Annotated in this window: 12 protein-coding genes; 3 read left to right on the top strand and 9 right to left on the bottom strand. The window is 54.7% G+C overall.

Going from position 1 to position 12,652, the window contains the following annotated elements; genetic code table 11:
* Positions 1-2: 2 nt before the first annotated feature.
* Positions 3-746, bottom strand: a complete 744-nt coding sequence (locus C5Y96_RS12545) for a hypothetical protein (RefSeq protein ID WP_105353724.1) — start codon at positions 744-746, stop codon at positions 3-5.
* A 39-nt stretch (positions 747-785) separates the two neighbouring features.
* Positions 786-1,412, bottom strand: a complete 627-nt coding sequence (locus C5Y96_RS12540) for a hypothetical protein (protein ID WP_146115644.1) — start codon at positions 1,410-1,412, stop codon at positions 786-788.
* A gap of 259 nt (positions 1,413-1,671) precedes the next feature.
* On the opposite strand from C5Y96_RS12540, the gene C5Y96_RS12535 reads away from it, so the two are divergent.
* Complete coding sequence (locus C5Y96_RS12535; RefSeq protein ID WP_146115643.1) at positions 1,672-2,616, top strand: hypothetical protein; 945 nt, start codon at positions 1,672-1,674, stop codon at positions 2,614-2,616.
* A gap of 513 nt (positions 2,617-3,129) precedes the next feature.
* Here C5Y96_RS12535 and C5Y96_RS12530 read toward each other — a convergent pair.
* The 3 genes from C5Y96_RS12530 to C5Y96_RS12520 form a co-directional block, all read right to left on the bottom strand.
* Positions 3,130-4,329, bottom strand: coding sequence for a DegT/DnrJ/EryC1/StrS family aminotransferase (locus tag C5Y96_RS12530; protein WP_233198938.1), 1,200 nt, complete (start codon positions 4,327-4,329; stop codon positions 3,130-3,132).
* Positions 4,330-4,524: 195 nt separating this feature from the next.
* Positions 4,525-5,199 carry a metallophosphoesterase family protein gene (locus C5Y96_RS12525; RefSeq protein ID WP_105353714.1) on the bottom strand — a complete coding sequence of 225 codons (675 nt, stop codon included), beginning with the start codon at positions 5,197-5,199 and terminating at the stop codon, positions 4,525-4,527.
* A 94-nt stretch (positions 5,200-5,293) separates the two neighbouring features.
* Positions 5,294-6,493: a lactonase family protein gene (locus tag C5Y96_RS12520; RefSeq protein WP_105353712.1), complete on the bottom strand. Its 1,200-nt coding sequence runs from the start codon at positions 6,491-6,493 to the stop codon at positions 5,294-5,296.
* A 170-nt stretch (positions 6,494-6,663) separates the two neighbouring features.
* On the opposite strand from C5Y96_RS12520, the gene C5Y96_RS12515 reads away from it, so the two are divergent.
* Positions 6,664-8,406 (top strand): cytochrome c peroxidase, encoded by a 1,743-nt coding sequence (locus C5Y96_RS12515; protein ID WP_158261211.1) that lies wholly within the window; start codon positions 6,664-6,666, stop codon positions 8,404-8,406.
* 10 nt (positions 8,407-8,416) lie between these two features.
* Here C5Y96_RS12515 and C5Y96_RS12510 read toward each other — a convergent pair whose 3' ends face one another.
* The 3 genes from C5Y96_RS12510 to C5Y96_RS12500 form a co-directional block, all read right to left on the bottom strand.
* Entirely contained in the window at positions 8,417-9,289 is an 873-nt protein-coding gene (locus tag C5Y96_RS12510; RefSeq protein WP_199188693.1) for an alpha/beta hydrolase, read from the bottom strand.
* 116 nt (positions 9,290-9,405) lie between these two features.
* The gene (locus C5Y96_RS12505) at positions 9,406-9,816 is read right to left on the bottom strand and encodes a carboxypeptidase-like regulatory domain-containing protein (RefSeq protein ID WP_233198937.1); all 411 of its coding nucleotides are present in this window, start codon (positions 9,814-9,816) and stop codon (positions 9,406-9,408) included.
* Between the two features lie 48 nt (positions 9,817-9,864).
* Complete coding sequence (locus C5Y96_RS12500; protein ID WP_105353703.1) at positions 9,865-10,830, bottom strand: DUF1559 domain-containing protein; 966 nt, start codon at positions 10,828-10,830, stop codon at positions 9,865-9,867.
* Positions 10,831-11,261: 431 nt separating this feature from the next.
* Here C5Y96_RS12500 and C5Y96_RS12495 point away from each other — a divergent pair, with 431 nt between their 5' ends.
* Positions 11,262-11,735 (top strand): hypothetical protein, encoded by a 474-nt coding sequence (locus C5Y96_RS12495; protein ID WP_105353700.1) that lies wholly within the window; start codon positions 11,262-11,264, stop codon positions 11,733-11,735.
* 41 nt (positions 11,736-11,776) lie between these two features.
* Here the strand turns inward: C5Y96_RS12495 and C5Y96_RS12490 are convergent, their stop codons facing one another.
* Positions 11,777-12,646 carry a thermonuclease family protein gene (locus C5Y96_RS12490; protein ID WP_105353698.1) on the bottom strand — a complete coding sequence of 290 codons (870 nt, stop codon included), beginning with the start codon at positions 12,644-12,646 and terminating at the stop codon, positions 11,777-11,779.
* Between the last annotated feature and the right edge of the window lie 6 nt (positions 12,647-12,652).

Genomic DNA, 12,652 nt, shown 5'->3' with positions numbered 1-12,652 from the left:
CCTCAAACAACAACAGGGCGATAAAGAAAGTAAAAGAAAGCTCCCCAGGCAATACCGCTGAGCATATTCAAAAAGAATGCTCCGTTGAATCGCCAATTCCCCTCAGGCGTAAACTCATTCGTCTCTTTCAGTGCCGCGAACAGCATGTACATCGAGTAAATGTTCGCCAGTATCGGCATGAACGTCAGCCCTATGATGGCGGCCCGCCAGGCCCGTACGAGCATGGCCTCGGCTTCTTCGTTGATCTCCGTAGGCTTCCGGGGTTTCTCAGCACTTTTGACTTTTGCCTGGGGCGAAGCGTAAGGGTTCGATTCGTCGAAGTGGGCTCTGTCTGGCAGTGGCTGGTCGTTGTCGTCCGAAAGGTATTCCTCTTCTTCTTCGTCATCAAGATCCGCGGTTGCAGGCATGGCAGCTTCAACTTCGCTTCGATCTTGCCCGCATTTCCAACAAACCTGAAACCCGGCGTCGACGATTTCTTCGCACTCACCACAGAACCACGGTCCACCGGTCGGCTCGTGACTTTCCTGGCTTAGCTCCTGCTTGATCTCGATCGCCTTTTCGGCATCGACCGAGTGAACGGTCACATGCACGCCCCCCAGCGCACTGCCAATGTAGCTGAGCGATGTTTGCAGGTCGCCACCTTCCACGAACGCCCTGATGCCATGGCCCTGCAACACTGCTTTCAAATGATCGGCATCGGCCGCATTGGCATAGCTAGCGATTCTTTGAAATTCAGGGGTAGACATGATGGATCAGTTCTTTGGAAATGCGCTGGTACAGGGTTCCTAATGTGCCTTCAAGAACAATTCGTGCTCTCGCTGCGCGACGCCGGCCAGCGTCTCGACCAATTGCTGATGGAACTCTTGGAAATAGTCTTCGGAAAACTGCGATGTATCCAGCGGCTGCAAGGCGTCATGCAGCGTTTGTACTTCTTCCAATGTCAGCCAAGCGAACACGCAGCCGTCGTAGTCGATGCCCGTACCTTTGAAAGGACGTCCCTTTTCCAAATGCATCAGCAGCTTGTTTGCTTCGGGGGAAATCCGCTCGTAGATTTCGCCGCGATAGGGTTCCCAGATGTAGTAATGCTTCCAATCCTGGTTGATCGGATACTTCCAGAACTTCTTCATCTGGAAGTGGTCGATCAGCGCCGTAACCAGGTAGTTCCAGGCCCCTGGCTCTTTGTCAGGCGGTGAGTCACACATGACCATGCCTTCGACATGTTCACGGCACTCTTCCATCTGTTCTTCGATTTCTTCCTGTTCGTCCTCGTCTGGATTCTTGCCGTACTCTTTTTCCAGTTCCAGGCGATTGATCTCCACCAGCGCTTCCACGAGTGACTCATCTTGCGAAGCAATCGCGTCACGAATCGGGTCAAGCGATGGAACAGAGAGAACGAAGCTGCGTGTCGACATGTTGATCAGTCCTGGCATCGAATGAACGCGAAAACTCCCGGCGAGCCCTCTAACGTACCGAGGCAAGCATGCGAGTCAACGGAATTCTGCTAGCAAGTCGAAATCAAAACAATTCGGATTGGGTTTGACCCGCTGCCCGGTTTTTCGTAACTATGCCGCACGCGTGGCCGGATCTTTAGTTTTTCCTTCCTCAGTCTGGCCAAAATCCTGGGAAAGTTTCGTCAGCGTGCTATCACGACCTGTGACAATTCGATTCGCGATGCTTGCGTTCGTACTGCTTGGTTTAACCAGCGGATGCCGCACGACCGATCCATCGGTGCAGCTGTTGGAGTCGGAACTGCGTTACCTGGAAGACAAGGTCTACGCGCTGCAGGACGTCGTGCATCAGAAAGATTCCCAGATCGCCTCGGTCCGCCGCGAAAACGAATCGCTTCGCAAGCAACTCGGTCTGCCGGAAGGCACCAAGACGACTTCCCAACCTGAATCGCTTCCGGCACCATTTGCCAATGCGACACGTATTACCTCGCGTCCTGACAGCGATTCACTGACCAGCCCGGTGATTGAACTGGGTGAGTCGAGCAATCTGCCGGAATTGGAAAGTGTCGCTCCGGGCCCGGAACTGCTGGATGGGCCGCTATTGCAGCAATTCGATCCGGGCGCTGAAGCAGTCGTCGATCGTGTTGTCACGCAAATGCAACTCAATCCTAAGCTGACCGGCGGCTACAACGAAGATAACCAGCCAGGGGACGACGGCATCATGGTGGTGATCGAACCACAAAACGAAGCGGGACAGTACGTCGATTCACCAGGCCCAGTGTCGGTGGTTCTGCTCGATCCTGCCTATTCCGGCAAGGAAGCATTCGTCGCCCGCTGGGACTTCGACACGACCGACTCGGCCAAGTACCTCAAACGAACGCTGCTGGGCAAAGGGGTCCACCTGAAGCTTCCCTGGACCGAAGGCAAGCCGAAACACGAATCGCTGCAACTGCACGTCCGCTACTCGACCGAGCAGGGAGAAGTCTTGCAGCAGAAGAAAGACATTCAGGTCGATCTCCGCGGCAACGACTCGGCCCGCTGGACCCCAGCGACGGTACCGCTGCCAGCCTCGCGAACGGCGTCTCGTCCGGACGCTTCGAGCGATGACGCTCAAGAAGGCGAACAACCGGGGCTGCTCAAGAAGCCACTCTGGCGACCATTTCGATAGTCACTTGCTTCTGGCAATCTCGTCATCACACGCTTACAATCGCGGCCACACCTACATGCACTAACGGGAGTGGCCATCTTGCCGTACGAATAAGTTATCCAGTTCTATGCCTATGTTGCACCGCTACTCGCTGCAACGCAATTCGTTGTGCTGGGCGTTTGGCTCGGTTTGATGCTCCTTTCACCGGTGACGTTAGAGGGTCTTTCGGAGGATCAAATCTCGCGGTTAAGGTCTTACCGGCGTCGCTATGTGCGAATTCTTTTCCGGTCGATGTTTTACCTGATTGTTCTGCTCCCCATTTCCGCTTTCTTCTTTTGGACCTCCTCCCAACACATCACCTCTCCTCTAGGAACGTTTATCCTTCTTGGAATCTTGTACGGTCTTTGGTGGCTCTACCTGGTGGTCGGAATCCTGATCACAGCCTGGATGAGCTTCAAGAAGGCAAGCAATCAGCATAAAAAAACGACGCCCGTTCGAGCGTCGCTTCTAAGTTTCAAATTGGTTCGTTATCGACTAGGCCGACTTGCGACGGGCCTTGCCTTCGAAGTTGGCTTCGATACCGTAGTACATCGCGATCGAGCTTACCACGTGACGCTGCTCGGCAGCGGTCAGTTCTGGGAAGATCGGCAGGGCCATCACTTCTTCGGCGGCCTTTTCGGTTTCCGGCAGAGGTGCCAGCTCTTCTTTCATCGCGGCGAAGCACTGCTGCTGGTGGAGCGGCACGGGGTAATAGATCTCGCTACCGACCTTCAGGTCGGCCAGATGCTTGCGGAGCGAATCACGACCGCCACGCGGCACTCGAACGGTGTACTGATTCCAGACGTGATAGTTCCCTTCCGTTTCGGTCGGCAGCTTCAGAACCAGATCCAGACCGCATTGGTTGAACAATTCGTGGTATCGCATGGCATTCTGTCGACGCAGTTCGGTCCACTCGGCCATATGCTTCATTTTGACGTTGAGGGCGGCGGCCTGAAGCGTGTCCAAGCGACTGTTGATACCAACAACCTGGTGGTAATAGCGAGGCTCCATGCCGTGACCGCGAAGCAGTTTCAGCTTGGCAGCGAACTCTTCGTCATTGGTGACCAGCATACCGCCGTCACCCATGCCGCCGAGGTTCTTGGTCGGGTAGAAGCTGATGCAGCCAGCCAGGCTCATGCTGCCGGCTCGCTGGCCTTTGTGCTCGGCGAGAATGGCTTGGGCAGCGTCTTCGATGACGGGAATGCCGTGCATCTGGGCGATCTTGTTGATCTCGGTCATGTCGGCACATTGGCCGAACAGATGGACCGGAATGATCGCCTTGGTGTTCGGGGTGATTTGTTCTTGCAGTCGGGTTGGATCGATGTTGAAGGAAGTGGGTTCGATGTCGACGAAGACTGGCTTCGCGCCTAAACGCCAAACGCAGCTGGCGGTGGCGAAGAAGGTGAAGCTGGGGACCAGAACTTCATCGCCTGGGCCGATATCCAGGGCCATCAGCGAGAGCAGCAAAGCATCGCTACCGGAAGCACAACCAATGCCGAACTTGGCATGGGATGCCGCCGCGCAGGTTTCTTCCAGTTGGAAAACGTCGGGGCCAAACAGAAACCGGCCTGAGTCGAGAACCGCCTCGAAGGCCGCCATGAATTCTTCTTTCAGCGGTGCGTTACCACGGCCAATGTCCAGCAGTGGAACTTGCGAAACACCTGATGCTTCCACGCCATTGTTTGCTGTCGTCATCCCTGACTTCCTTGATGAATTCGTGCTTTTCCCACGCATTTAAGAAGGCTTCCTGCCTGCTGACCCGTACGCGGTAAGGGAAAACGATAGGAGGATTGCCAAAAGGGGTCAAGGGCAAGCATTCCCGCCCTCGTGAAATCGTAGCGTCCTTGTTGACATGCAACGAGATATCACGGATTTCGAGCGGCAATCGGCCTATGCTAGCACTCCGGTCCGGGTGTCACCGACCTGATTGGCCTGCCAGAAATAGCCTTTGTGGACATCCAAACAGGTCAGCCATCCTTCGCCATAGACCCACGTATCGATTACCACCGAATGCCCCACATTGAGCGGCCAGCCAGATTTCTGCGAAGTATGGCCGCAGATGACTTTCTTGCCTGAGCAGTGTGGACCGTGGTTGGCGAATTTGTCCCAATAGAGGGTCATTTCATCCTGGGCTTCCAACGGAAGATCAGGACGAACGTTTGCATGCACGAAGATATGCGTGTCATCCTCGAAGTAGGGTAAACATTCCTCGTCCAAGAAATGCCAGTGCCGCTGGGGAACTCTTGCCAGGCTTGGCTCGTCGACTGGATCACGCACGTACGACTCTAAGGCCTCTTCACCACCGTAGCCCAACCACGACAGGTAGATCCCTTCGTCTTCCCGAGCCGAGCCCATCATGATTTCGTGATTACCGGTCAAACACACGACGTCGTGCTGCTTACGCAGTTCAAGGATACGTTCGATCACGCCGTAAGAATCGGGGCCGCGGTCGACGTAGTCTCCTAGAAATACCAGGCGATCCTCCGGCGCAAGTTCGATCACGGCCAGCATCTTATCGAGCGCGGTCAAACACCCATGTACATCGCCAATGGCCAAAGTACGCAACGAAATTCCTTTGCCTCGATTCGTCCCTAAAAAGAAAGATGGCAACCACCGATTACCGGTGGTGCCATCTAATCAGCTCTTAACCCGTGTACCTTTAGTATTTCTGTACAAACTCGATACAGCAAGGATTGGGCACCGAGATTTGCGATGGCAGAGGCTTGAGCGTGCCAACCTTCTGATCGATATCGAAGATCACGATATTGCTGGTATCTTGATTGGCCGCCAGAAGATGCCGGCCGCCTGGGGCAATGCGAAAGTGCCGCGGTGTCTTGCCCATCGTACTGGCATGCCCCTGCAGCGTTACAAGACCGGTTTCCGGATCGATTCGGTATGTGGCGATGCTGTCGTGACCTCGATTCGAGGCATACAACCATTGTCCATTGGGATGAATATAGACCTCGGCCGTCGTGTTATTCCCTTTGAAGTCGGCCGGCAACGTGGTCACGCGCTGCAGGTGTTCGCTTTCGCCGGTTGAGGGATTGAAAGCGAAGACATCCAGGGTCGAATCGAGTTCGTTCAGCACATACACGCGTTGCCCGTTACGACTCGTCGCCAGATGACGTGGACCTGAGCCTGGTTGCACCTCGATATAGGCAGGGTCATTCAAGGCCAGTTCGCCAGCGGCAGACCCACTCGTGCGATAGATCATGACCTTATCCAATCCCAAGTCGACTGCCAGTGCGAGCGGACTACCAGGAACCATGTACATCGCGTGGCCATGAGGTCCTTTCTGGCGACCTTCGTTCACACTCGAACCTTCATGCTGAAAGAACGAAACCGCAGGTGCCAGTTGGCCGTCTTCGCCGAGAGGCAGCGTCGAGAACGACCCACCACCGTAGTTGGAAACCATCAGAAAAGTCTTGTTTGGGGCAATCTCGACATGGCATGGTCCCTTCCCACGGGAGGCTTCCTGGTTCAGCAGATTGAGCGTGCCGTCCTCGTTAAAGGAAAACGCCGAAACGGCACCCGAGTTGCCATCACCGAAATCAGCGACCTCGCCAACGGCGTACAAGTTTTTCTGATCGTTGCTGATCGCCAGAAACGACGGGTTGTCGATCTCGTAGGCGAGTTTGGGCAGACTCATCTGACCGGTCTGTGGGTCAAGTTCGCTGCGGTAGATCCCCTTACTGTCACCTCGAGTATAGGTGCCGATGTAGAAGGCCAACTTAGGGCCTTCGTCGACAACCTTCCCAATCTCGATCACTTTCGATTTCTGTTGAGCATGGACCAGTTGCGTAGCCACTGCCACACAGGCGAATGTCAGGGCGGTAAATACGATGCGGCGAGTCGACATAGGGGATATCTCCGGTGTTGGGGTAAGGTGTCTCCCATTGTACTTAGGCTGAAAACACAAATCACGCAGGGCTTGCTTCGACAAGATTCCATGATTTGTCTTGTCCCAGTTGGTTTGCTATGGGAAAATCAGATATTCCCCCGACTTCTTCCCACCGTAACCACTGGCTCATGATCCGTTTCGCCGCAATCGCCGCCGCGCTGCTCCTGGCATCCGTTAGCCACGCCGGAAATGCTGACCGCGTGGATCCGTCGCAACCAGCTCTTCGCTGTCCGGAAGACCTTATTCTGAGCGAAGATGGGCAGTTTCTTCTGACGGCCAATCGTGGGACTGGCACGGTCTCGATCGTGGATCGCCGCCAGGGAAAGATTTCGGCGGAATGGCAAATCGGCCAGTCGATCATCGATCTGCTTCCACTTCCTTACCAGCGAATCCTGGCCCTGGATGGCAGGACAAACGAGGCCATTCTCCTGCAACAAAATGGAGACGTGCTGGACATTCTCTCGCGCGTCGAGCTACCTTACTCGCCGGTGAAGTCGGACGTCAGCTCGGACGGACAACAGATCTGTGTCAGTTGCCTGTGGGCGAGAAAGCTCGTTTCGCTCAGTATCACAGGGGATCAACTCAAACTTCAGCGAGAACTGATCCTGCCGTTTGCCCCGCGCGTTGTCTTGTTTGTTCCCGATGGTCAGTCGATCCTGGCTGCCGACAATTTTGGAGGCCGGCTCGCTATTGTCGATGCCAACACGTTCACGGTGCGGCATACGCGTGAGTTTCCGGCCCACAACATCCGCGCGATGGCGCTTTCGCCCGATGGGACGAAGCTGCTATTTGCCCATCAACTTCTCAACAGCCTGGCAGTCACCAACGAGAACGACATCCACTGGGGCCTGGTGATGAGCAACGAGCTGCGCTGGGTGCCGCTGGGGCATGTGCTGGACCCCGAGGGAGATTTCTACGGCAACGGCTTCATGCATCCGATTGGTGAACCAGGCAAGGGGGGTGGAGATCCAACCGACATCGCCGTGATCGACGATCTTCAAGCGGTCGTTTCCATGGGAGGGACCGGCCAGGTCGGTATCGGCAAGTACGAAGCGTTTGGACTGTTTCGCATCTCCGTGGAAGAACATCCCACTGCGGTCGTTGTTTCGCCTGAGAAAGACATTGTGTACGTAGCCAATGGGTTTGGCGATTCGATCTCGCTGGTTGATATCGACAAGGCAGAAACGTTTGGGCGTATCTCGCTGGGTGCGACGAGAGACCCCCAGGTGATCGAGCAGGGAGAACGCCTGTTCCACAACGCTCGCCTATCTATGGAAGGCTGGATGTCTTGTCATAGCTGTCATACCGATGGGCACACAAACGGCCTGAGTAGCGATAATTTGAGCGATCGCTCGTATGGAGCGCCGAAGCGGATTCTGTCTCTGCTAGGCAAGGCCGATACGGCACCCTTTGGCTGGCTGGCCGTGAGTGACTCCCTCGAACAGCAGGCTAAGAATTCGGTCAAATCGACAATGCATGGTCGCGATCTGACGGACCAGCAGGCGTCGGCATTGGCGGCCTATATGAAGAGCCTGACGCTACCACCACCAATCGACACACTGCAAGCTACCCGTGATAAGGCCGCCGTAGCGCACGGCCGGCAGATCTTTTTGCAAAACAACTGTATCAAGTGCCACGCTCCGCCGATTTACACTTCGCCGGAAGTCTACGACGTGGGCATGCATGACAAAGAATTGAATCGCGAGTTCAACCCGCCATCGCTTCGTGGAATCGGCCATCGCGATACGTTCTTTCACGACGGCAGGGCGACCTCGCTACGAGACGTGTTCGAGGTCCACGGACACCAGCTGGCCGGCGAGTTGACCAACCAGCAAATGGATGACCTGATTCAGTTTCTGCGAAGCCTGTAAGACGCTCGCCTTATTGAGCGGGCTGTTTGGCCTTCAACACTTCCGTCTTCAGCCATCCCGTAGCCAGATCAGGCCAATGAGTGACCGGCTTCTCGGTCGGTCGCAGGCCATAGCCATGTCCGCCCGAGGTAAAGACATGCATCTCGGCGGGGATGTTCAATCGCTTCAGACCCAAGTAATAGGCCACGCTGCCGGTGGAAGAAATACGGTCGTCGCTGGTATGTACCAGAAACGCCGGTGGCGTGTTTTCATCGACCGATGTTTCCGGAGTAAGCTCGGTATCCGAGTCCTTCTTGTTCAAGTACGCCGGATAGATGAGCAGCGTAAAGTCTGGCCGAGCGCTCAGTTTGTCGGCGTCGTCGATTGGATCATAGGTGGTGTCTTCGGCGTTGGATGCCACGGCAGCCAGGTTTCCACCAGCGGAGAAACCTAGAATGCCAACCTTGCTGGGATCGATCTTCCATGCCTCGGCATTGGCTCGCGTTACGCGGATCGCTCGCTGGGCATCACTAAGCGGGTTCGCATAGACCTCTCCTTCTTTAGCACGCGGAACGCGGTAATGAAGAACGATGCCGGTCACGCCAATCTTGTTGAGCCACTGGGCAACCTCGACCCCTTCCAGGTCGTAGGCCAGGATGTGGTAGCCGCCACCTGGGCAGATAACTACAGACGCACCCGTATCAATTTCTGCATCCGGTTTGTACACGGTGATCTTCGGTTTGGTCACTTTCGTAACGCGGTTTCCGATTCGATCGTCCATTTCGTCCACGATCTCTTCCTTCTCGCCAGCCGCCAGGCCCGGTACTTTGCCCTCGGGCCACAAGTCGACCGCAACCGGTTCGGCAGCAAACGAAGTGGAAACTAGCGTAAGAAGAGCAAGCACGGAGAATAGTCGTAAGTAAGTCATGGTGGGTGATTTAAATGAGATTGCAAGAAGTGAAAAAGGGCAGGATCGACCTTTGAGGTTAGCCTGCCCACTGGCGGATTGCAATCTTGGGGTTAGGAACTCGCCAGTTCCAGATCGAAATGATTCTTACCAGGCTCGACGGTCCGTATGAGTTCCGACTGGTCGTTGTATTTCCTGGGGACCTTCTCAGGCATTCCAGGATCTTCTACCCGGCCGTTATCGCCGATCACTTTCTCTCGAAATGTTGTTACGCGGATTTCATGATCCCCGACCAGTGCTCCTTTGGATCCAGCCGCAAACTCGATTATAAAGTGCCCACTTTCGTCCGTCATACCTTCGGCGGTACGCCCACCTTCCACGGGACGAAACGATACGATGGCCCCCGGCAACGGCTTGCCATCGAGAGTAACAGAACCTTCGACAGTCCCCAGCTGAGGACCGGAGCCACCGCATCCGATTAAGCAGCAAAACAAAATCAGCATTAAAGACAAACGAACAACCATGATTACCTCACGTTCCATCACAAATGAAAAACACCGATCGGCTCTGACTTAGTATTCACCAATCGGGTTGCCATCGTCTTTGCAGATGAGGTACTCGTAAACGCTATCGACGGCGGTATCGGTATCGTGGTCAATCGTTTCTGGCAGGAAATGAACCGAACCATCCACGAACAAGAACTGGGCCCCGCCGGGATGATTGCTACTAAAACCGCGATCGCAGTCCTGCGAGTTCGTGCAATTGATCGGCCAGCGACCACCAGCGGTGACATAGGAATGGCCCTGGCGGCTATGGTTTGCAGTGTCTCCATTGGCAACAAGCTGAGTTCCCGCCCGCAAAGTTCGGTCGGCAAGCTTCCAGGTACGCTCACCAATGGCAATCGTATTGCTGGTCCCGTCGATCATGTCGGAGAAGGTAAATACCCGTCCGTTGGTATCCTTGGCCATGAAACCGTTCCAGGTATCCCGGTCGAGCGTGTTACTATCGTTCGCACCCACGTAGTTGGCCAGGGCAATCGCGTCGCAGCCACTTCCTGTACAGTCGGCGCTACTATCGCCACTGCCGGATGGAACTTTTCGCTCGGTATTCTGATCTGGTCCGCTTGAGGATGGACAACGATATCCGTCGAAACCGGTCTTCGCGGCTGCCAGTCGCGTGGCATCTCCGAGGGAAACTTCGCCGGGCAGCGATCCTACTTGAAGAAGTTCGTAGAGGTTATCTTGCTCGACCTGCGGCAATATGAACGCCGTCCACGTCCAAGTCCCGCATTGGCCCTCGGGGCAACTGCTGACAGCCAGGCGAGCACGATCCAGCATCATGGCGCTGGGAAACTTGCCAAACACGTCATGATAGTTATGCACCGCAATGCCGATCTGTTTTAAGTTGTTCGAGCACTGCATCCGTCGTGCTGCTTCACGGGCCTGTTGTACCGCAGGCAAGAGCAGGGCAATCAAAACACCAATAATGGCAATCACGACCAATAGCTCGACAAGGGTAAATCCCTTTATTTGTCGCATGGTAAACTCCAATTAATAAGACAAGCCAAACTAACATGGCGGCACAGAGCTCATATTTCATGACAACGCTTGCCGTCCATCCCCCTATACTAATGGCCATTCCTGCTGTTGAAACATAATTTCTCTGATTTTCTTTATTTATGCACCTTCGAGATCACGTTCCACTTCTGACAGATCGATTTCAATTAATAGCACCGAGCACGACAGAGCTAGCCTATGTGATGTGGTGAGAGAGGCACACTGTTTGCTCTCCAACAGCAGTAGTGCCCTGGCCTGCAATGAGAGTCATTGAAGCCGATATGTAGTGTTGGCTTCAAAGCTTGGTGAAGATCGCAACAATCTTCCCCAATCACTATTGCCGAGTCGGGCCATATTAAGCGTTAATACATAAACGCACGATCAACTTATTCTCTGCATCAGGAACCCAAACCATGGGTCAGAAAGCCGTTGTTGTCGTCTCGCTAGGCGACCAGATGGCTGGCGGAACGTATCTTTTACGGGGCATTTCAGATGCCCTGGAAGCCGACTCGCTCCCCAACGTACAGCTTCTTCCAACCACTCCTATTGAAGCTGTTCACCGAACACAACCTGAAGGGCTTCAAGGGGTTATGTTCCTAGGAACAACCATCGCCAAACGCTCTGTTGAAGTGGGCCGTTTGACCGATATCGATCTCTGGAACCCCCAGGAATACAAGCACGAGCTGCTGAGCGCATGGCATCGCAAGATGACCAAAGCTAAGAAAGAAGGGCAGATTCCGACTCTAGCCCGTGCATTGTTCCTGCATCACGAAGAAGTACTTAAAGCCGATCAACTGGCGGCTACGATCCTACCAATGGTACGACGCATTGGACTCTGGACGCGTTTCTGGAACAAGCAACAGGTCAAAACCAAGGCCTCCGCTTAGTCGAGCATGTAGCGAAAAGCCAACAGCGGTGGTGACTTAGATCACCCACCGCACTGGCCGCATGGCTTCCCTTCATCGGCGTCGCAGTATTTTCCGCGGGTCGTTTTGCCGTAATGCTCGCACTTGCTGTTATGCCGCACTCCACTGGAGGTATTCAACCAATACCCGGTGGGCAGCATCGGATCGGCTGTGCGCTTTGCCTCTTCCATTTCATTCTGGCGTTTTTCGTTCAAACGATATCGCCAGGGAGGCATGGGATTTACATCGCGCCAAAGTCCAACCTTCTCCACTTCGGCCCTCTTCTGACTTTGAGCCAGGTAGGCATCGCCATTGAAATGCCGGTAATGCCAAGCCATTCCGCCGATCAGTTGATCGTAATTCAACCAGCGATCCGCCAGATAGATGTTGCCAAGGATCCTTCCGTACTGGTCAGACTTCTCATAGACGACGAGGACCTCTTTGCCGTAAACCGCATCGTTCAGAGCTTGTCGGCTCTTGGTGCCGAAGGCCTGACCGCTCTCCGGAGCGTCGATTCCGTCTAAGCGAATGCGAACCTGTATCTTGTTGGCATCCAGTAGGCCAACGGTGTCCCCGTCGGCCACGAAAATGACCTTACCACGCAGGATTTGCAGGGGATGCTCAGCAATCCACTTCTGATCTGCAGCGGAAAATTGTGCCTGGGGAATGTGCAACATTTGCCCACTTTCCGTCCACAGCGCTGCGCGATCGCCATCGAGATACGCCAATCGCGATTTTGTCAGAAGTTTTCCATCGACGTCGTGCCATGGGCGAATCGAGTCGACCAGTGGCGGATCAGGCTGAGCTTGCGCCTGCACTTGCATCGCTGGCAGCATTGCCAGCAACGCGCAGATGATTAACAAGCGGTAAACCTGTGATGTAGCGATCGACATTCTTCT

It is taken from the genome of Blastopirellula marina (genome assembly GCF_002967715.1).
Classification (GTDB): Bacteria; Planctomycetota; Planctomycetia; order Pirellulales; family Pirellulaceae; genus Bremerella; species Bremerella marina_B.
Note: the sequence above shows the minus strand (reverse complement) of the source record. Positions and strands in the feature narration are given on the sequence as shown.